Source organism: Amycolatopsis orientalis DSM 43388, from assembly GCF_000411975.1.
In the GTDB taxonomy this organism is placed as follows: Bacteria; Actinomycetota; Actinomycetes; order Mycobacteriales; family Pseudonocardiaceae; genus Amycolatopsis; species Amycolatopsis orientalis_D.
In genome coordinates, this window is record NZ_ASXG01000021.1 from 65,254 (window position 1) to 84,815 (window position 19,562).

Sequence of the window (19,562 nt, forward strand, 5' to 3'; positions counted from 1 at the left end):
GGTCTGCTTCGGCAGAATGTACGTAACCCAGGGACATGCCGCCCGCTTAGGGCCGGGCACGTTGGGCCAGCGCTGCAGCGTTAACCGGACTTCCTTCGCCAGCCTGGCCGTTGGGGATTACCCCTGTCGCGATCCGATTGACGCTCGCGACCAGCTAGAGCACGCGCTCCGTTCCTTGCCGGAGAACGTTCCCGGATCCCCATGCCGGTCCCGGGCCGTGGTGGGATCGGCGTTTGTGAAGCGCTCCGGCGGGGAGCCTGCCGAGGGTAGGCTTCGTCCTGTTGCCTAACGGAAGGCCCGGAGACAATGACCGACCCGACCGAGCCGCCAGATCTGGCTTCCACCCCGAACGTGATCCCGTACGTCGACTCGCACGACGGACCGCGGCGGTTGCTCACGATCGACATTTCCACCCATGTTTTCCACGCGGGCGCGTTCATCCCGTTCGCGGGGATCGACGGGCGGCAGTACGTCGTTTCCTGGGGCGCGGTGTCGTTCGAGATTCCCGCGGACCGCAACGTGCATGTCAGCGTGCACTTACAGAGCAACGGCGGAGCCGGGTACACGCCGTCGCCGTTCGCGTCGATCATTCTGTACCCGAACCCATTGCCGCAACGGCTGGCGACGCAGTTCGCGCGGGCGGGCATGGGGGCGCTCATACCGCTGCCGTGAACCTCTCCCCGCGCCGTTGCTCGCGGGAGTGCTCGGGATCCGTTTGCCGCGGAACACTTACCCGCCGCAGGCCGCCCCGCCGCAGCCCGGACGTGCGCCAGGGCAGGGAGGGCCAGGCGGGCAGACCGTCGCCCTGATCAGGTCAGCGCTGACCGTATCCCTTCAGCTTTTCCACCACGTGCTCGATTTCCGCAGCAGGCAACAGCTTCGGAGTACCGGCGGACCGCGCCGTCAGCCACACCTGGCAGACCCACTCCAGCTGCTGAGCCCGGCTGTACGCACTCGGCAACGAGTCGCCATAGGTGATCGTGCCGTGGTTGGCCAGGAGACAGCCTCGGCGGGCATCCAGGGCTTGCAGCATCGCGTCGGCGAGTTCGGTGGTGCCATACGTCGCGTACGGTGCCACTCGGGCCGTCGGGCCGATCGCTGCGAGCATGTAGTGGATCGGCGGTACTTCAGTGACCAAAGTGGACACTGCGGTGGCGTGTACCGAATGCGTGTGCACGACCGCGTTCACCGGGGCGGACTCCGGATCCTTCGCCCGGGTGTACACGGCCAGGTGCATCGGCAGTTCGCTCGTCGGTTTCAACGCACCGTCCGCGAGCTTGCCTTCGAGGTCCACGACTGGGATGTCGGCGGGCGTGAGGTCGGCGTAGTCGACACCGGTCGGGGTTACCGCGACCAGCTCGCCGGACCGCGCGGACACATTGCCGGACGTGCCGACGACCAAACCGTCCGCGGTCAGGCGGCGGGCGTACTCGCATACCGCGGCACGCTCGTTCTCCAGGATCATTCACAGCCTCCACAGTCCGCGCGCGGCAGACAGGGAAGCCTGGTAGTCGGCGTAACCGCGCTCGTAATCGGCCACATTCTCGGGCCGGGCCTCGACCGCTCGCGAGTTCGCGGCCCAGCGATCGCGATCGTACGGCGTTCCCAGCGCGTCCGCGGCGGTCAGCACGGCACCGCGGGCACCGACGCCGGGATCGCTCGGGATCACGACCGGACGGCCGAGAACGTCGGCGAAAATCTGCAGCCATTCGGGCGAACGGACTCCTCCGCCGCAGGCGTAGAGCTGTCCGGACAGACCGGCTGCCTCGAAGCAATGCCGGGCGGCGTACGCGATCGACTCGCACAGCGCGCGGACCAGGTCGGCGCGGCCGGTTTCCAGGCTCAGCCCGGAGAACTGTGCACGCGCACCGGCGTCGACGAACGGGGCGCGTTCACCCGAGACGGAGAGGAACGGCAGTGCGCGGACCCCGCGAGCACCTGGTGCGCTGCTCGCCAGCAGCGGGTCGATTTGCTCGACGCTGATGCCCAGCAACTCGCAGGCCCAATCGATCCCCGCAGTACCGACCATCGCGGGCATCGCGTGCAAGTACTCGTTCTCGTCGGGCGTGCACAGGAACATGCCCGCGGGTTCGGCCTCGGGGTCGAACGTGGGGTCGGAGGTGAGCACCTGGCAGGCGAGCGTGGTCCCGGCGGTGAGGATGCCGTCGCCTGGTTTCCGTACGCCAGCACCGATCGCGCTGGCCGGCAGGTCGAAGGGGCCAGCGGTGACCGGCAATCCCACCGGCAGCCCGAGCAATTCGGCACCGCGCCGGTCGAGCCGGAACACCGACTTCGGCGGAGCGGGGTTCGCGAGCAACGACCGGCGATGGCTCAGCCCGCAGGCCGCGATCGCGCCGTCGTCGTAGCTGCGGGTGGCCGGGTTCAGGAACGGCAGCGACGCGTCCGAAACGTCGACCGTGATCTCGCCGGTGAGCCGCTGCAACACCGCGTCCACGCAGTATCCGGCCACCGCGGCCCGGTCGAGCACCTCGGGCTCATGGGTGTCCAAATAGGACATGATGGCCGCGGTACAGCCGGGGAACATGCCGGAACCGGTGCGGCGGAAGACTTCCGCGGTCACGCCGTCGGCCTGCCATTTCGCGAGCACCGTGTTCGCCCGGCCGTCGAGCCACGAGATGGCCGGATGCACCGCGGTTCCTGCCTCGTCGCGGAGCCAGAGCCCGTCGCCCTGTCCGGTCAACGCCAACGCGGACACCGGCTCAGGAAGTGCGGCCGCGACCTCGCGCACTACCGTCGCGACCGTGCCGACGACCTGGTCGAGATCCTGCTCGACCCGGCCGCCCGGAAGGTGGTGTACCTCGGACGGGGTGCACGCGCTCGCGATCGAGCTGCCGTCGTCGTCGAACACCACGGCCTTGGTGAGCGACGTCCCGATGTCGACCCCGACAATCACGGCCGTCGCTCCAGCACCTCGGGATTCGCGAGGTTGGCCAGCTGCTCGCCACGCGCGTAGCGGCCGACTTCCGCGGCGACGATCGTGGCGGCCCGCTCCGCTGTCTGCTTGCTCGCGCCGGCGAGATGCGGGGTCGCGATGACGTTGGGCGCATCGCGCAACGCCCAGTCCGCTGGCGGCGGCTCGATGTCGTAAACGTCGAGGGCGAGCGCGCCGAGGCGGCCGGAACGCAGGGCTTCGGGCAGCGGCGCGTAATCGAGCAGACCACCGCGAGCGGTGTTCACGAGCACCGCGCCTTCCGGCAGCAGGGCAAGCTTGCTCGCGTCGATGAGGTGCCGGGTTTCTTCGGTGAGCCGCGCGTGCAAGCTCACGACGCGGCTCTGCCGCAGCAGCTCGTCCAGCTCCACAAGCTGCGCACCGTCGGCTTCCACCGCGGCACGGTCGGCATACGGGTCAGCCACTAGGACATTCGCCCCGAACGCGACGAGCACCTTCGTGACCCGGGAACCGATCGCGCCGTACCCGACGAGCCCGACCGTGCTGCCGCCCAGCTCCAGTCCGGCCTGGTCGTAGGCGTAGTAGTCGCCGCGCCAGGTACCGGCGAGCAGTTCGGCCGAGGACGTGGAGATCCGCCGCATCGCGGCGAGGATCATGCCGACCGCAAACTCGGCCGCCGCGCCCGCGTTGCGTCCCGGCGCGTAGGTGACGGCGACTCCCGCCTCGGTGGCGGCGGCGAGGTCGACGTTCACCGGTCCGCCGCGGCACACCGACACGAGCTTGAGCTCCGGCGCGGCGGCGAAGACCTTCTTGGTGAACGGAGCCATCTGCGTGACGACGGCCTCGGCACCGGCGAGTGCCTCGATCACCTGGTCTTCGGTACCGCTGGCCTCCAGCACGTTGCCGACCGGCCCGAACGGCTCGACCGGCCACGGCAGCGTCAGCTCGGCGACCTCGTGGCCGCCGCCGAGTTCCGCGCGGACGGCTCCGGCCAGCAGGCCGGGGCTGACGAAGTGGTCTCCCGCAGCGAGAATGTGCAACTCTGCTCCCTCACTCGCTCTGTGCCGATTGTGCGCCACGACGGGCGCCTAGGTCAGTGGGCGTTCTCGTATTCGGTGATGTGCGCGACCTTGGTGGCGCTGGCCGACTCGGGATCGAAGCGGTAGCCGACCCACTCGGCCACGATCTTCTTCGCCACCTCCGGGCCGATCGCCCGCGCTCCGAAGGTGATCACCTGGCAATCGTTCGATTTGATCGACCGCTCGGCGGAGTACGAATCGTGCGCGACCGTCGCCCGCACGCCAGGCACCTTGTTCGCCGAGATCGCCATGCCGATTCCGGTGCCGCAGACCAGGACGCCGCGGTCCGCTTCGCCGCGGGCGATCGCTTCCGCCGCGGCCAGCCCCAGTAACGGGTACGCCCGGTCGTCCGCCGCGTCGGGTACGCCGAGGTCGGTGACCTCGGTGACTCGTTCGTCGACCCGCAGCAGGTCGCGCAGCTGATTCTTGAGTTCGACCCCGGCGTTGTCCGCCGCCACCACGATGCGCATCAGTCCGCGCTCCTTTCCAGCTCCTCGCCGACTGCCGCGACCAGCAGCGAGAACGACACCGCACCCGGGTCCGGATGCCCCTCGCTCCGTTGCGCGAGCCGCGCCGCGCGTCCCTTCGCCGGACGCAACCGCGCGGTCTCCTGCGCGGCTACGACCGCGGCTCCAGCGGCCTTCCGCCATGCCTGCATTACTTCCGAACCCGCCTGCTCCCGCAGCGTGGCCCGGAACGGCTCGATCGCGTCGAGCATCGTCTTGTCGCCGAGTTCAGCCTTGCCCAGCTCGCAGAACGCGCGCACCGCGCCGTCGACCGCGTCGGCGAGCATCGCCGTGCTGATGTCCTTGGCCGCGGCACCGCTCAGGCCGGCACCGGTTTCCGCCAGCAGCACGCCGTACAGCGCGCCTGAGGCACCACCGGCCGCGTCGGCGAACGCGGTGCCAGCAGCCAGCAGCGCACCGGAAACCGTGTCCGGCTCGCGCCGCGCGGCCGCGACGGCGGCGCGCATCCCGCGGGTCATGCCGAGCCCGTGGTCCCCGTCCGCGGCCACCGCGTCGAGCCTGCCCAGCTCGGCCTCGTTTTCCTCGATGCTGCGCAACGCGGCGGTGAGCACCCGGTCGACCACACTGGTCCCGGCGGCCTCCTCGGCCAGCAGCTCGTCCACTGTGGACTCGAGCTCGACCGTGGCCAGCTCGGCCCCGCTGCTGCGGTAGCCCGGGGTGTCGCAGGGCGCGGCGTACAGCTCGGCCAATTCGTCGTCCAGCACCAGGATCGACAGCGAAACCCCGGCCATGTCGAGCGACGTGACGAACTCCCCGACCTCGGAATGCACTGGGCTCAGCCCGGCTTGGGCGAGCCGCTCGTGCACGCGGGGGTAGGTGACGAACATTTCCTCGTATTTGGTGCGGCCGAGCCCGTTCACCAGCACGACCACCCGGCCGTCCCCGTCCGGCAGCTCCGGCAGGAGACCGTCGACCAGTTCGTCGGCCAGCTCCGTCGCGGACAACCGGCCCACCGTGCGCACGCCCGGTTCACCGTGAATTCCGAGGCCCAGCTCCATTTCCTGCTCCGCGACCGTGAACAGGGGCGCGTCCGCGCCAGGCAGCGTGCAGCCGCCGAACGCGACCCCGAACGTGCGCGTGCGCGCGTTCGCCTTCTCCGCGACCTCGTACACCGCGTCGAGATCGTAGCCGCGTTCCGCCGCCGCGCCCGCGATCTTGAAGACCAGGAAATCGCCCGCCACGCCACGGCGTCGCTCCGGTGCGGTCGCCGGGCCGCTCGCGATGTCGTCGGTGACCAGAATGGTGCGGCTCGGAATGCCCTCAGCCGCCAGCCTGCGCGCGGCGAGTCCGAAATGGAGCACGTCACCCTGGTAATTGCCGAACCCGAACAGCACGCCGGCACCGTTGTCCGCCGCCCGCGCCGTGCGGTAGACCTGTTCGGCGCTCGGGCTCGTGAACACGTCGCCGACGACCGCGCCGTCCGCCAGGCCAGGGCCGACGAGGCCGGCGAACGCCGGATAGTGCCCGCATCCGCCGCCGATCACGACCGCGACCTTCGGGCTCTCCGGAGCCTCGCGGCGCACGACGCCGTAAGCGTCCGGCACCTTCTGAACGGTGCGGCCGTACGCGGTGACGAACCCGTCCAGCCACTGCCGCTTGAACGTGTCCGGGGAACCCAAGGTGGTCATGGTTCAGTCCTTCGCAGCCACCGGCTCGCCGGCCAGATAGGCCAGGAGCTTCAGTCGGACGTCGTCATTGCTCTCGGCCACCGCGCTGGCCAGCTCCAGCGCGTCCGGCTTCGGCGGGTACGTGGGGTTGGGCAGCGCGATCACGGTGAGCCCGGCCGCGGCCGCCGCCCGGATGCCGTTGCTGGAGTCCTCGACCCCGAGGCATTCGCTTCCCGATTTCCCGAGCCGGGCCGCCGCCTCCAGGTACACGTCCGGATTCGGCTTGCCCCGCGCGACCTCGGCGCTGGACACCGTCGCGGTGAACTCGGCGGTGAGCTGGTGCTTTTCGAGCACCGCGTCGATCACCCGGCGGGCGGCCGACGACGCGAGCGCGACCGGTACCCGTTCGCTGACCTCGCGCACCATCGCGCCCGCGCCGGGAAGCAACGGCGCCTCGCCCGCGTCGATCGAGGCGATCATGCCGTCGACCACCGCGCGCTCCACCTCCGCCGCCTGGTCCGGCACGCCGCACCGGCGCGCGAGATAGCCGGCCCATTCGGGCGCGCTCATGCCTTGCACCGAGGCCGTGTCTTCCGCCGTCCACTCGACCTGGTGGCGAGCGGCGAAAGCGACCCAGTTCTCCTCCCAGAGGTGTTCACTGTCCACCAGGACACCGTCGAGGTCGAACACCACCGCGTCGAGCGTCATCCACCAGATCCCTTCAGAGAGCGAGCCCGTTTCACACGAGCAATGTTAAGTTAACAGCGATGATGAGAAGTTCGCAAGAGTGTTCACACCAGGAGGGCACGAGTGGGCGCACGGCTGCTGCTGGCCAGGCACGGGCAGACCGAATGGCACGCGGAGAACCGCTACGCGGGCACTAGCGAGGTAGACCTGACCGACGAGGGGATCCGCCAGGCGGACGCGCTGGCCGCGTACGCCCGCCGGGTGAAACCGGACGCGTTGTTCTGTTCGCCGCAACGACGTGCCCGGCGCACGATCGAACCGGCCGCACAGGCACTCGACCTGGTCCCGGAAATCGTGCCCGACCTGCGGGAAACTCATTTCGGGATCGCCGAGGGCCGCACCCGCGACGAGGTGCGCCAGTCCGATCCCGACGCGGTCGAACGCTTCCTCGCCGACCCGATCGCCGGCGCGTTCCCGGGTGCCGACGACCCGGCCGAGGCGGCCGAACGCGGGGCTCGCGCGATCCGGTCGATCGCCGCCGCGACCAGCGGAACCGCCCTGGTCGTCGCGCACAACACGCTGCTGCGGCTCACGCTCTGCCAACTGCTCGGCATCCCGCTGCCCCGCTACCGCAGCGTGTTTCCCCGGCTGGACAACGCGGCCGTCACCGAACTGGAGGTGAGCGGTGACCGAACGGCCCTGGTGCGCTTCAACCTCCCAGTGGAACCGCGATAATCACGGCATGCCGAGCGAAAAACCTGCCACCCACCCCCGCGAGAACCGTCAGCAGAAGCTGACCGACCACGTGTTCCGGCAGGGTTCGGCGACCATCGGCGAGCTCGTCGACCTGCTCGGCGTCAGCATGATGACGGTGCACCGGGACATCGACGAACTGTCCCGGCGCGGCCTGCTCCGGAAGTACCGGGGCGGCGTCTCGGCCATGCCGTCGACGGTGTTCGAGAGCAACGCCGAATACCGGATGAACGCGCACGTGGACGCCAAACGGGTGATCGCGATGCACGCGGTGGAGCAGGTCGAACCGGGCATGTCGGTGCTGCTCGACGATTCCACGACCGCTCTCGCGCTGGCCCGGCACCTGGTCGAGGTGACGCCGCTGACCGTGGCCACGAACTACCTCGCCGCGATCGACGTGCTCAAGAACGTGCACGAACTGCGGCTGATCTGCATCGGCGGCGACTACTCGTCCACCCACGACTCGTTTCTCGGCATGCAGAGCATCGAGTCGATCGAGCGGCTCTCGGTGGACATCGCGTTCGTGTCGACCTCGGCGATGAGCACCTCGATGACCTTCCACCAGGAGCCCGAGATCGTGATGATCAAGCGGGCGATGCTGGCCAGCGCGCGGCACAAGGTGCTGCTGATGGACCACAGCAAGATGAAGCGCACGGCACTGCACCGGCTCGCGCCGCTGGACGACTACGACCTGCTGATCCTGGACGAGGGCGTCGATCCGCACTACGTCGACGAGCTGCGCAGCCGGGTCGAAGTGCAGATCGCCGAAGATCCCGAGAACTGATCGACTTAATAACACTCTTGCGTGCGAAGTTCACACGGTCCATGATACGTTCGATCTCGACGTCATGGAGGCGTGTATGAACGAGTCGGCAACAGCGGAGTTGCCCAAGACGGGCTTCGGGCGCTTGCTCACGAAATGGGGGCTGCCCGCGCCCCTGTTCCTCGGGTATGTCGGACTGCTCCTGTTCATGATCGGCGACGGAGTGGAGTCCGGTTTCATCGCGCCGTACATGGCGGACAACGGCGCGGGCACGGAAATCAAAGCGTCGTACGTGATCACCGTGTACGGCGTCGCGGTGATGCTGGCGTCCTGGCTGTCGGGCGCGCTGTCCGAACTGTGGGGGCCGCGCCGGGTGATGGTCGTCGGCCTGGCCATCTGGCTGGTGTTCGACGCGCTGTTCCTGACGCTCGGACTGGCCGGCGGGAACTACGCGGCGATGCTGATCTGCTACGGCATCCGCGGATTCGGTTATCCGATGTTCGCGTTCGGGTTCCTGGTGTGGATCACCGCGGTGGCCCCGGTCGCCCGGCTCGGCGCGGCGGTCGGCTGGTTCTACTTCGCGTTCACCGGCGGGCTGCCCACGCTCGGCGCGCTCGTCGCGAGCTTCACCAATCCGCTCTTCGGTCACTACGGCACGCTGTGGGTGGCGGTCGCGCTGCTCGGCGTCGGCGGGCTCGTCGCGGTGCTCGGCGTCCGGCAGCGCACGGGTTACCGCAGGCTCGCGCCGCCGGACGTGAAACCGGTGCAGAGCCTGATTTCCAGTGTCTCGATCGCGTGGAAGAAGCCGCGGGTCGGCGTCGGCATGATCGTGCGGATCATCAACACCGCGCCCGAATTCGGGATGCTCGTGTTCTTCCCGACGATCTTCATCTCGCAGATCGGGTTCGGGGAGAGCCGGTGGCTGCTGCTCGTGTCGGTGATCTACGGGACGAACATCTTCTTCAACCTGATCTTCGGCGTGCTCAGCGACCGGATCGGCTGGCGCACCACGATTTTCTGGTTCGGCGCGATCGGCTGCGCGATCTCGATCCTGCTGCTCTACTTCGTGCCGGTCGCGATGGGCTCGCAGTACTACTGGCTCGCGCTGATCGTCGGCGCACTCTACGGAGCGACGCTCGCCGGGTTCGTGCCGATCTCCGCGCTCCTGCCGTCGCTGGCCCCGGAACACAAGGGCGGCGCGATGGCTCTGCTGAACCTCGGCGCGGGCGCGGCGGCGTTTGTCGGACCGGCGATCGTATCGCTGTTCCTCGGCCCGGCCGGAGCCGCGGGCGTCGTCATCATCTTCGCCGCGTTGTACCTGGTGGCCGCGGTGCTGGTGCGGTTCCTGAAGCTGCCGGCGGAAACCGAGAAAGCACTTGCGAGCGACGGCAGCTTGCAGGATGTCGAAGAGAGGGTCAGCACGGCGTGAACGAGCGGGTCTCGGTCGGCATCGACGTCGCCACCGCGGGGGTTCGCGCCTTCGCGGTGCGCGGCGGCTCGGTCCTCGCCACCGCAGCGGCGTCGCTGCCGGCGCCGGTGCGCGCGGGCGGTGGTCGCAGCGAACAGGACCCGTCGGCGTGGTGGCCCGCGGTCGGTTCGGTGCTGAGCGAGGTCACTGCCGCGCTGCCGAAGCGGGGCGCGGAAGTCGCGGCGGTGGCGATCGCGGCGACGTCCGGAACGATCGTCGGAGTCGATGCCGCGGGCGAACCGGTGACGCCCGCGTTGATGTACGACGACCGCCGCGGCGCGGACTACAACGCGAAAGCCGCGGAACTCGGTGCCGGACGGTGGCGACAACTGGGTTCCGGCGTTTCGCCGACCGCGGCGCTCGGCCGGATCGCCTGGCTGGCCGAGCACACCGAGGCGGTCGCCGTGCGGCACACGCCGGAGATGATCGCGGCGAAACTGACCGGGCATCCGGTCGCCGCGGACTGGTCGCACGCGCTCAAAAGCGGTTACGACCCACTGGCCGAGGAATGGCCGTCCGAGGTCTTCGCCGGTTTGGGAGTGCCGGAGGGGATGCTGCCTCCGGTGGTCGCGCCGACGAGCGTGCTCGGCGAGATTTCGGTGCCGATCGCCGGGTTGCCCACCGGATGTCTCGTGGTTGCGGGCATGACGGACGGCTGCGCGGGGCAGCTGGCCGCGGGCGCGGTAGAACCGGGGCGGTTCGTGGGGATTCTCGGCACCACGTACGTCCTGAAGGGCGTCACGGAATCGCTGGTGCCGGATCCCACCGGAGTCATGTACAGCCATCGGCATCCCGACGGCTGGTGGTTGCCCGGCGGTGCTTCGAACACGGGCGGGGAGTCCGTTTCGGACAGTCCGCGGCTGGCTGAGCTGGACGCCGCCGCCGCTGCCCGCGGCCCAGCCGAAGTGGTGACCTTCCCCTTGCGGCGCAAGGGAGAGCGGTTTCCCTTCGCGCACGGCGACGCGGAAGGTTTCGTTCTCGGCACCCCGGCCGACGAGGTCGAGTTGCATCGGGCTCGGCTGGAGGGGGTCGCGTTCCTGGAGCGGCTTGCGCTCGACCATTTGCGGCGGTTGGACGTTCCGGTCCGCGAACCGCTCCTCGCGGCGGGCGGCGGCAGCAAGAGTCCTTTGTGGACTCGAATTCGGGCCACGGTGAGCGGCCTGGGGCTGCAGGTGGCCCCGCAAGCGGAAACGGGATACGGCGCGGCACTGCTCGCGGCGGCGGGATGCACGCCGGGCGGGCTGAGCGCGGTGTGCCGGGAGATGCCGGTGGGGTCGCTCGTCGAGCCGGAACTCGGGGAGGAAGCGGCGATGTTGGCTTCGTACCAACGGTTCTGCCGCGAGTTGCGGGATCGCGGCTGGATTGACGACGAACTGTTCACCGTGGCGGCGGGGTGATGCGGCTGGCAATCTTGACCGTTACGTGCGGACCCGGGCCCTGACGGGGAGCCGCGGAAGCTGGGATAGCTGTGCGGGCGTTGAACCGACTCCGCGGGCAGGAACCTCGCCGGTGGCCGATGGCTCGGCCTAGCGATCGCCGACGTCCGGCGAACCAGGATCCTGGCTAGCCGACGGCGGGATTCGCCAGGATGGGCGGGAACCGAGGGAGCGGGCCGGAACCATCGGGCACGGCGGGAACCGGCCAGAACCACCGCGAACCTGCCCAGCACCACTGGGAATCGGCCAGAACCAGCGAGAACCGGTCACCATCGGGGACGGACCTGGTCAGAACAAGCCGAACCAGTCGCAACCAGCGGACGACCGGATCCGGCCCACACCAGCGCGAACCAGCAGAGCCAGCGGGGCGGACGGCCCCGGCGAGAACTGACCAGAACCGCCGCGAACCAGCCACAACCAACGGGGACGAACGGGCCCGGCCGGAACCAGCCAGAACAAGCGCGAATCAACCAGAGTCATCGGGGACGGACCGACCCGGCCAGAACCAGCCACAACCACCGCGAACCAGCCACAACCAACGGGGACGGACCGACCCGGCGAGAACCGGCCGGAACCCGCGGGAACCGGCGTGGCCAAGGCCCCGATGGAACGCCCGTGCGGATGCTGCTGGAAGAAATCCCGCGGTGGCTGCGTGCCCGCGGGATCGCGAGTACGTGCCTGGCCGCGGGGACAGCGCGCCCGCGGGATCGGGAGTACGTGCCTGGCCGCGGGGACTGCGCACAAGCGGGATCGGGGGTACTTGCCTGGCCACGGTGCTCGCCGGCCGAGGGGCACGGTGAACGCCGTGGTCCGGGAAACTGCACGAAGGTCCGAGAACCGGCGGGAGTCGAGGCTGAGTGGGACGTCCTGTGCCCTGCCGGAACCCGAGTTTGTCCCACGCCTCGGCGCGGGCTCCCGACCGGGTGCACCGGCCGATCCTCCGGTCCGACTAAGGCGGTCCGGGCGGTGGCGGCGGCTAGGAGCGACCTGCGCGGGGACGACCGGGGCGGCGGCCGTTGCCATTGCTACCGTGTGGCGGCTTCGCGGGGTGCTGGGAGTCCGCGGGTGCCTGCGAGTCCGAAGTGGACGCGGCGGGGCGTGGGGTCGGCTGGGGCAAGGCGGGGGCGGACGAGGCCGTGGGCGAAGGGGCGTCGGTCGGCGAGGCAGGTGAAGGTTGCGAAGGTGCTTCCGCCGGAGCAGGAGCAACTCCGGAAGGAGCAGCGGCTTCCTCCTCCTGGGAACCGAGGAAGCGCAATGCCTCCTGGACGGCCTCGTTGGTCGCTGCGATCCGGTCGGCGACCTTGGTGCGCAGGTCCAGGGCCAGGGTGCGCGATTCGGTGGCTTCGGTTTGCTTTTGGAGAGCGTCGGCGAGAGCGGTTTCCGCTTGTGCCTTCTTGACGGCGATCTCTTCCAAGGCTCGACGGTCGGCCTCGGCGCGGGCCTCGGCGGCGGCTGCTTCCGCGGCGGCGTCGGTTTCGGCTCGGACTCGGGCGGCTTCCTCGTCGGCGGCTTGGCGGGCGCCCTCGGCTGCGGCGTCCGCTTCCGCGCGGGCCCGGGCGGCGGCTTCGTCGGCTTCGGTGCGGGCGCGAAGGGCTTCGGCGTCCTTCTCGTCGCGGATGCGACGGGCTTCGGCGTCGGCGGCTAGGCGAGCGTGCTGGGACTCGGCGTCTGCCTTGGCTCGGGCTTCGGCAGCGGCTTCGTCAGCCTGGGTACGGGCGAGCAGGGCGGCCTGATCCGCCTCGGCGCGGGCAGCCGCGGCAGCCTGGTCCGCCTCGGCGCGGGCGCGGTCGGCGGCTTCGGTGCGGGACGCGATCTCGGCGTCAGCGGCCGCGGTACGCGTGGCGATGTCCTCGTTCGCCGCCGTGGTGCGCGTGGCGATGTCCTCTTCAGCCGCGGCCAGGCGAGCGGCGATCTCCGCATCCGCCGCAGCCGTCCGCGTGGCGATGTCTTCATTAGCCGCCGCGGTACGGGTGGCGATGTCTTCATCAGCCGCCGCCGTACGAGCGGCGATGTCCGCGTCAGCGGCCGCCGTACGGGTGGCGATGTCCTCGTTGCCCGCCTTGATCCGGGCTTCCAAGTCCGCCAGGCGGGTCGCGATCTCCTCGTCCGCCGCGGCGGTACGAGTCGCGATGTCCGCTTCGGCGGCGGCGATCCGCGACTCCAGGTCCGCCTGTCGAGCGGTCAAATCCTTCTCCGCGGCCGCGATCCGGGCTTCCAGGGCCTCCGAGCGGGCGGCCAAGTCCGCATGGGTCTCGGCGAGCAGTCGCTGGCGTTCCGCTTCCGCTTCCTTGGCTGCTTTGTCCGCTGCCCGTTGGGTTTCGTGGGCGTAGCGGTCCGCTTCGGAGCGGGTTGAGCTCGCGTCCGCTTCCGCGGAGCGGCGCAGGTCGGCGATTTCCTCCTCCGCCAGCTGCACCATCATCCGCACGCGCTCGGAGATCGCGCCGGCCCCGGCGGGGCTCGACGTGACGCGGACCAGCGCGGCCTTCGCCTCCGACAGTTCCGCCTGGGCGGTCGTGAGGGCTTTCGTGAGCTCGCCAGCGGTGGCCACCGCCTCGTCACGGCCGTGCGCGGTCGTCTTGAGTTCGCTGGTCAGCTGGGCGATGCGGGCGTCGACCTGGTGCGGGTCGTATCCCTTCCGGGTAACAGCAAAGGCGGGGTGCTGCGGCTTCTCGGGCGCGACCATCGGGCCACCTTAGTGAGCGAGGCACCTGCGGCACGTACCGCCAAACGGCTGTATTACGAAGCGCGAAACCCGACGTCACGCATGGCATCCTGTCCCCTCGACGTACCGGGCCGGCGAACGGGGCAGAGCATGGACCTTTCCGCCATCGCCGCCGACCTGGCCGCGCACTGGCACGTGTACGCGACCATGCCGTTCATCGCCGCGCTCATCGGCTACCTGACCAAACGCGTCGCGATCGAGATGATGTTCCGGCCGCTCGAGTTCCGCGGCATCCGGCCGTTCCTCGGCTGGCAGGGCGTCATCCCGGCCAACGCCCGGCGGATGGCCACCACCGCGGTCGACCTGCTCACCAAAAACCTGCTCGACCCGCGCGAGGTATTCGCCCGGCTCGATCCGGAGGAAATGGTCGCGCAGCTGGAAGAACCGCTGCTGAAGGCGGTCGACGAGGTCACCCGCGAGGTATTCGAGACGTACCAGCCGCGGTTGTGGGAAATGCTGCCCGCCCGCGCTCAGCAGCTGCTGGTGGACCGCGTCCGCGCGCAGGCGCCCGTGGTCGTGAAGCGGCTGATGCGGGAAGTGGCGTCGAATGTGGACGAAGTGCTCGACGTCAACGACATGCTGATCAACGCCATGGTCCGGGACAAATCGCTCACCTGCCGGCTGATCCGCGAGGTCGCCGCGCCGGAGTTCCGGTTCATCGCGCGCAGCGGGATCGGCTTCGGGTTCGTGATCGGACTCGTCCAGCTCATCGCGTGGGCGCTGACGAAACAACCGGTGATCATGCCGGTCTTCGGTTTCGTCACGGGCTTCGTCACGGACTGGCTCGCGCTCAAAATGATCTTCTACCCGCGGCAGCCGCGCCGGTTCCTGTTCTTCACCTGGCAGGGCATGTTCCAGAAACGCCGGGCTCAGGTCGCCGCGGATTACGGCGCGTTGATCGCGGAGGAGGTCCTCACCGCGGGGAACGTGCTGGAAGCCATCCTCACCGGACCGCGGGCGGACAAGCTGTTCGCGCTCGTCACGCGGGAAGTCCAGCGGACCGTCGACGCGCAGGCCGGGCTGGCGAAACCGCTGGTCGCGCTGACCGTCGGCGGGCGTGAGTACCAGCGGATGAAGCAGGCCGCCGCGGAGAAGGCCATCGCGTATCTGCCGGAGACCGTCAAGTACGTCGAGAGTTACGCGACCGACGCGCTCGACGTCCGCAACACCGTCGTCGACAAGATGCAGCAGCTGACCCCGCTGGAATTCGAGGGCATTCTCCGGCCGGCGTTCAAACAGGACGAGTGGAAGCTGATCGCGGTCGGCGCGGTGATCGGCGGGCTCGTCGGCGAACTGCAGGTGCTGCTCCTCCTCCACTGACGCGCGCGGGTTACCGTTCCGGTGAGCGACACGGAGGGGACACGCGTGCACACTTTCGCCGAGCACTGGCCGGTGTACGTCTCCATGCCGTTCATCGCGGCGCTCATCGGCTACGTCACCAAGCGCGTCGCCATCGAGATGATGTTCCGGCCGCTCGAATTCGTCGGCATCCGCCCGTTCCTCGGCTGGCAGGGCGTGCTGCCCGCGAACGCCGAGCGGATGGCGACGACCGCGACCGAAATGCTCACCACCAACCTCGTCGATCCGCAGGAGATCTTCGCCCGGCTCGACCCGGCACAGGTCGCGAAGGAGATCGAACAGCCGCTGCTGCGCGTGGTCGAGGACGTCACCCGCGAGGTGATGGAGACCTACCAGCCGCGGCTGTGGGAAATGCTGCCGTCCGGCGCGCAGCAACTGCTGCTGAAGCGCGTGCAGGCCGAGGCGCCGCGGGCGATCACGAAGATCATGCGCGAGATCTCCCAGAACATCGAGGACGTGCTCGACCTCAAGCACATGGTCGTCACGAACCTGGTGCGCGACAAGGCTTTGCTGAACCGGCTGATCCGCGACATCTCGCGGCCGGAAATGCGGTTCATCGCCCGCTCGGGCATCTGGTTCGGGTTCATTCTCGGCTGCGTGCAGCTGCTGGTCTGGTCGCTGACGAGATCGCCGATCGTGCTGCCGCTGTTCGGCCTCGGGATCGGCTGGCTGACCGACTGGCTCGCGCTCAAGATGATCTTCCTGCCGCGCGAGCCGAAACAGTTCTTCGGCTTCTACAACTGGCAGGGCGTGTTCCAGAAGCGCCGCGACGAGGTGGCCGCCGACTACGGCGACATGATCGCGCGCGAGATCATCACCGTGCCGAATCTGCTGGAAGCCGTGCTGCGCGGGCCGAAATCGGACCGGTTGTTCTCGCTGATCAGCCGCGAGGTGCAGAAGACGATCGACGCGCAGGCCAGCGTCGTGAAGCCGTTCGTGGCGATCGCGGTGGGCACGAAACGGTTCCAGGAGATGAAGCAGGTCGCCGCCGCGAAAGCCGCCGAGCGGGTGCCGGACACCATCCGGCACGCGGAGACGTACGCGGTCAACGCGCTCGACGTCCGCAACACGATCGTGGACCGGATGCGCCGGCTCAGCCCGCTCGAGTTCGAGCAGTTGCTGCGGCCCGCGTTCCGGCAGGACGAATGGAAGCTGATCGCGGTCGGCGCGGTGATCGGCGGGCTGGTCGGCGAACTGCAGGCGTTGCTTCTGCTCGGCTAGCGGGGCGCGCGATACGGTTTCCTTCCGGAACGGGGAGGGAGGCCCGGTGAACGCGGTGCTGGACGATCTCGCGCGGCACTGGCCGGTGTACGTCTCGATGCCGTTCGTCGCCGCGCTGATCGGCTACGTCACCAAGCGCGTCGCCATCGAGATGATGTTCCGGCCGCTCGAATTCGTCGGCATCCGTCCGTTCCTCGGCTGGCAGGGCGTGGTGCCGAAGCACGGCGGCCGGATGGCCGCGATCGCGACCGACCTGCTCACCGCGAACCTGCTCGACATCAAAGAGGTCTTCGCCCGCGTCGACCCCGTGCTCATCACCCGGGAACTCGAACAGCCGCTGCTGCGCGCGGTCGACGGGATCGCCCGCGACGTGCTCGAACAGCATCATCCGCGGTTGTGGGAGGTCATGCCCACGCTCGCCCAGGAACTGCTGATCAAACAGGTGCAGGCCAGCGCGCCGCAGCTGGTGCGGGAGTTCCTGGACGAGGTCCGCGACAACCTGGACGAGGTCCTCGACGTCCGGCACATGACCGTCGAACGGCTCACTCGCGACCGGGCGCTGCTGGTGCGGCTGATCCGCGAAACGTCCCGGCCGGAGATGACGTTCATCGCGCGCGCCGGGATCGTCTTCGGCTTCGTGCTCGGTCTCATCCAGACGCTCGTGTGGGCGCTGACCCACCAGCCGCTGGTGCTGCCGATTTTCGGCGGGGCGATCGGGTTGTTCACCGACTGGCTCGCGATCAAGATGATCTTCCTGCCGCGCGAGCCGGTGCGGCTGGGCCGGGTCGTTCTGCAGGGCAAGTTCCAGCGGCGGCGCGCCGAGGTGGCCCGGCAGTACGGGGAACTAGTCGCCAATGAGGTGTTGACCGTCCCCAATCTGCTTGACGCCCTGCTGCGCGGCCCGAAGTCGGACCGGCTCGTCGCGATGGTCGAACGGGCCGTCGGGCACGCGGTGGACGCGCAGGTCAGCGCCGCGAAACCGGTGGTCGCGCTCGCTGTCGGGACGCAGCGGCTGCAGGAGATGAAGCACGCCGCGGCGCAGCGCGCGCTGGCTGAGATGCCGCTGACCGCCCGCTACGCGGAGGGGTACCTGACCGAGGCGATGGACGTGGCGAAGATGGTGGAGCAGCGGATGCTCGCGCTGACGCCGCTGGAGTTCGAGGGCCTGCTGCGGCCGGCCTTCCGGCAGGACGAATGGAAGCTGATCGCGGTCGGCGGCGTGATCGGGTTCCTCGTCGGCGAGCTGCAAGTCCTCCTCATGCTCGGCTGACTTTTCGGCGGTAGTTCGCGCCGGGCTCACTCGAACTGGCTAATCTCTGGAACGTGTCCGAGCCACCGCAGCTGCCCGCAGTCCACGAGGCCTACCTGCCCCGCGAGCACGCGCTGCATCGCCCGCGGCACGGCAAGAGGCAGCTGACCGCGCTGGTCAGCGCCCTGTTGTTCTTCGCGACGCCGACCCTGCTGTGGGTCGTCGGGGTCCGGCCGAGCGAGATCGAAAACCACAAGCTCGCCGGATTCCCCAGCCTCGGCGAGGGGTTCGGGTTCTTCACCAACCTGCCCAAATGGGCGACCGATCAGCTGTCGTTCCGGGCCGGCGCGATCAACGCGGCGAACGGGATCAGCGAGGGCGTCTTCGGCGAGGCCGCGCCGCTCGACCAGGGTTCCGCGTCGAACACCGGCCCGATCCCGGCCCCGCCGCTGCAGCAGCCGGGCGCGCCGAACGCCGGTCCGTCGGCGCCGAGCGGACCGGGTTCCAGCCAGGCCGGATACCGCAAGGTCGTCCAGGGCACCGACGGCTGGCTGTACTACGGCTACGACTCCGAAGCGAAGTGCACGCCGACCCAGGACATCGACACCACGATGAAGCGGATCGACGAACTGCGCGCGGCGGTCGAGGCGTCCGGGCGGAAGTTCGTGTTCGTGGTGACGCCGGACAAGACGACGATGGTCCCGCAGTTCCTGCCCGCGAGCTACCCGGGCAAGGAATGTTCGCAGGCCGCCGCGCCGAACGACTGGTACAAGATCACCACCGAAGGCCACTCGCTCGACCTGCGCCCGCAGCTCGCCGCCGAGGCCGCCCGGGTCGGCCACCCGATCTACGCCCCCAACGACACGCACTGGCGCGACGAAGGCGGTCTCGTCCTGACCCGCGCACTCGCCGACACGATCAAACCGGGCACGACGAGCACCTGGCTGAGCGCCCCGGACGGCCAGTACGACGCGGTCGCGGACCTGCCGCTGCTGCTCGGGCAGACCGGCGTCAAGACGAACACCCGCTACGACCTGCGCCCGGACGGCGTCACCGACCGCGCGGGCGACTTCCTCGGCAACATCGACCAGCCGGTGCACCGCTCGGCCCCGCCGATCGTCGGCACGATCGACCAGCCGACCCTGGTCTACGGCGACTCGTTCAGCCTCGCCTCGTCGCGGTATCTGGAGGCGGCGTTCACGAATCTCACGTATCTGGCGTACTCGACGGACAAGACGCCGCAGTCGCAGGCGGTGGACCAGTTCGTGAACTCGCACGTGGTGGTGCTGCAGGCGGTGGAGCGGAATGTCGCCGGCGGGCTGGTGCCGTTCACCGACGAAGGGTTTATCGCTGCGGTGAAGTCGGCGTTGGCGCAGCACCCGATTCGGTAGCCGGGTGGGCTTGGCGGTGTGCCAGGAGTTCGGCCAGGCGCTGATCGCTCCACTCGCGCATCGCGTCGATCACCGGCAGGAGGCTGCGGCCGAGGTCGGTCAGCTCGTATGTGACGTGCGGCGGATTGGCCTGATGGTCGGTGCGGGTGACGAGGCCGTCGCACATCATGTCGCGCAGCGTTTCGGTCAGGACTTTGGCGCTGCGGATGCCGAGGGTTTGCCGGAGCTCGCCGAAGCGCCGTGGCCCGTCCAGCAACGCGACGACGACCATTCCGGTCCACTTCCCGCCGACGTGGAAAGGGAAAGCGGCCATCGGGCACGCCGGATCCATCCGGGCTTCGGCAGTCATCCCCGCCAGCCTCCGGTTTCGTTGAAGTAACCAGTTTCCC

General features: G+C 69.3%; 17 protein-coding genes. 9 read left to right on the forward strand and 8 right to left on the reverse strand.

Going from position 1 to position 19,562, the window contains the following annotated elements; all coding sequences use genetic code 11:
- The first annotated feature begins 306 nt into the window (after window positions 1-306).
- Complete coding sequence (locus L942_RS03265) at window positions 307-672, forward strand: hypothetical protein (RefSeq protein ID WP_037354662.1); 366 nt, start codon at window positions 307-309, stop codon at window positions 670-672.
- A gap of 142 nt (window positions 673-814) precedes the next feature.
- Here the strand turns inward: L942_RS03265 and L942_RS03270 are convergent, their stop codons facing one another.
- Genes L942_RS03270 through L942_RS03295 form a run of 6 tightly spaced genes read right to left on the reverse strand, consistent with a single transcriptional unit; the run spans window position 815 to window position 6,832 of the window.
- Entirely contained in the window at window positions 815-1,465 is a 651-nt protein-coding gene (locus tag L942_RS03270) for a class II aldolase/adducin family protein (RefSeq protein ID WP_037354664.1), read from the reverse strand.
- On the reverse strand, window positions 1,466-2,914 hold the full coding sequence (locus L942_RS03275; protein WP_037354666.1) for an FGGY-family carbohydrate kinase: 1,449 nt from the start codon (window positions 2,912-2,914) through the stop codon (window positions 1,466-1,468).
- A complete protein-coding gene (locus tag L942_RS03280; protein WP_037354668.1) occupies window positions 2,911-3,951 on the reverse strand; it encodes a 2-hydroxyacid dehydrogenase in 1,041 nt (346 codons plus the stop codon). Before L942_RS03280 ends, L942_RS03275 begins: the two co-directional genes overlap by 4 nt.
- Before the next feature lie 53 nt (window positions 3,952-4,004).
- Window positions 4,005-4,460 carry a ribose-5-phosphate isomerase gene (locus L942_RS03285; RefSeq protein WP_037354671.1) on the reverse strand — a complete coding sequence of 152 codons (456 nt, stop codon included), beginning with the start codon at window positions 4,458-4,460 and terminating at the stop codon, window positions 4,005-4,007.
- Entirely contained in the window at window positions 4,460-6,145 is a 1,686-nt protein-coding gene (locus L942_RS03290; RefSeq protein WP_037354674.1) for a dihydroxyacetone kinase family protein, read from the reverse strand. The genes L942_RS03285 and L942_RS03290 overlap by 1 nt, the downstream gene beginning before the upstream one ends.
- Window positions 6,146-6,148: 3 nt before the next feature.
- Complete coding sequence (locus tag L942_RS03295) at window positions 6,149-6,832, reverse strand: HAD family hydrolase (RefSeq protein WP_037354677.1); 684 nt, start codon at window positions 6,830-6,832, stop codon at window positions 6,149-6,151.
- A gap of 102 nt (window positions 6,833-6,934) precedes the next feature.
- Between L942_RS03295 and L942_RS03300 the strand changes: the two genes are divergently transcribed.
- The 4 genes from L942_RS03300 to L942_RS03315 all read left to right on the forward strand — a co-directional run bounded on the left by L942_RS03300 (window position 6,935) and on the right by L942_RS03315 (window position 11,192).
- Window positions 6,935-7,546: a histidine phosphatase family protein gene (locus L942_RS03300; RefSeq protein ID WP_037354679.1), complete on the forward strand. Its 612-nt coding sequence runs from the start codon at window positions 6,935-6,937 to the stop codon at window positions 7,544-7,546.
- Between the two features lie 7 nt (window positions 7,547-7,553).
- On the forward strand, window positions 7,554-8,348 hold the full coding sequence (locus tag L942_RS03305) for a DeoR/GlpR family DNA-binding transcription regulator (RefSeq protein WP_037354681.1): 795 nt from the start codon (window positions 7,554-7,556) through the stop codon (window positions 8,346-8,348).
- Between the two features lie 76 nt (window positions 8,349-8,424).
- Window positions 8,425-9,756 (forward strand): MFS transporter, encoded by a 1,332-nt coding sequence (locus tag L942_RS03310; protein WP_051165683.1) that lies wholly within the window; start codon window positions 8,425-8,427, stop codon window positions 9,754-9,756.
- Window positions 9,753-11,192: an FGGY-family carbohydrate kinase gene (locus L942_RS03315; protein ID WP_037354683.1), complete on the forward strand. Its 1,440-nt coding sequence runs from the start codon at window positions 9,753-9,755 to the stop codon at window positions 11,190-11,192. The genes L942_RS03310 and L942_RS03315 overlap by 4 nt, the downstream gene beginning before the upstream one ends.
- Before the next feature lie 1,015 nt (window positions 11,193-12,207).
- On the opposite strand, the gene L942_RS03320 is transcribed toward L942_RS03315, so the two are convergent.
- The gene (locus L942_RS03320; protein ID WP_037354686.1) at window positions 12,208-13,914 is read right to left on the reverse strand and encodes a hypothetical protein; all 1,707 of its coding nucleotides are present in this window, start codon (window positions 13,912-13,914) and stop codon (window positions 12,208-12,210) included.
- 129 nt (window positions 13,915-14,043) lie between these two features.
- Here L942_RS03320 and L942_RS03325 point away from each other — a divergent pair, with 129 nt between their 5' ends.
- From L942_RS03325 to L942_RS03340, 4 genes are all read left to right on the forward strand, one after another.
- Window positions 14,044-15,273 (forward strand): DUF445 family protein, encoded by a 1,230-nt coding sequence (locus L942_RS03325; protein WP_037354689.1) that lies wholly within the window; start codon window positions 14,044-14,046, stop codon window positions 15,271-15,273.
- An 84-nt stretch (window positions 15,274-15,357) separates the two neighbouring features.
- Window positions 15,358-16,533 carry a DUF445 family protein gene (locus tag L942_RS03330; protein ID WP_051165687.1) on the forward strand — a complete coding sequence of 392 codons (1,176 nt, stop codon included), beginning with the start codon at window positions 15,358-15,360 and terminating at the stop codon, window positions 16,531-16,533.
- Between the two features lie 46 nt (window positions 16,534-16,579).
- A complete protein-coding gene (locus tag L942_RS03335; RefSeq protein ID WP_037354695.1) occupies window positions 16,580-17,803 on the forward strand; it encodes a DUF445 domain-containing protein in 1,224 nt (407 codons plus the stop codon).
- 53 nt (window positions 17,804-17,856) lie between these two features.
- Window positions 17,857-19,173, forward strand: coding sequence for an alginate O-acetyltransferase AlgX-related protein (locus L942_RS03340; protein ID WP_037354698.1), 1,317 nt, complete (start codon window positions 17,857-17,859; stop codon window positions 19,171-19,173).
- On the opposite strand, the gene L942_RS03345 is transcribed toward L942_RS03340, so the two are convergent.
- Complete coding sequence (locus L942_RS03345) at window positions 19,127-19,522, reverse strand: winged helix-turn-helix transcriptional regulator (RefSeq protein ID WP_037354700.1); 396 nt, start codon at window positions 19,520-19,522, stop codon at window positions 19,127-19,129. The genes L942_RS03340 and L942_RS03345 overlap by 47 nt on opposite strands.
- Between the last annotated feature and the right edge of the window lie 40 nt (window positions 19,523-19,562).

Excerpts from the sequence above, each read along its gene's own strand:
- L942_RS03265 (WP_037354662.1), top strand. The coding sequence starts at position 307 with ATGACCGACCCGACCGAGCCGCCAGATCTGGCTTCCACCCCGAACGTG.
- L942_RS03270 (WP_037354664.1), bottom strand. The coding sequence starts at position 1,465 with ATGATCCTGGAGAACGAGCGTGCCGCGGTATGCGAGTACGCCCGCCGC.
- L942_RS03285 (WP_037354671.1), bottom strand. The coding sequence starts at position 4,460 with ATGCGCATCGTGGTGGCGGCGGACAACGCCGGGGTCGAACTCAAGAAT.
- L942_RS03290 (WP_037354674.1), bottom strand. The coding sequence starts at position 6,145 with ATGACCACCTTGGGTTCCCCGGACACGTTCAAGCGGCAGTGGCTGGAC.
- L942_RS03295 (WP_037354677.1), bottom strand. The coding sequence starts at position 6,832 with ATGACGCTCGACGCGGTGGTGTTCGACCTCGACGGTGTCCTGGTGGAC.
- L942_RS03305 (WP_037354681.1), top strand. The coding sequence starts at position 7,554 with ATGCCGAGCGAAAAACCTGCCACCCACCCCCGCGAGAACCGTCAGCAG.
- L942_RS03310 (WP_051165683.1), top strand. The coding sequence starts at position 8,425 with ATGAACGAGTCGGCAACAGCGGAGTTGCCCAAGACGGGCTTCGGGCGC.
- L942_RS03320 (WP_037354686.1), bottom strand. The coding sequence starts at position 13,914 with ATGGTCGCGCCCGAGAAGCCGCAGCACCCCGCCTTTGCTGTTACCCGG.
- L942_RS03325 (WP_037354689.1), top strand. The coding sequence starts at position 14,044 with ATGGACCTTTCCGCCATCGCCGCCGACCTGGCCGCGCACTGGCACGTG.
- L942_RS03330 (WP_051165687.1), top strand. The coding sequence starts at position 15,358 with ATGCCGTTCATCGCGGCGCTCATCGGCTACGTCACCAAGCGCGTCGCC.
- L942_RS03345 (WP_037354700.1), bottom strand. The coding sequence starts at position 19,522 with ATGACTGCCGAAGCCCGGATGGATCCGGCGTGCCCGATGGCCGCTTTC.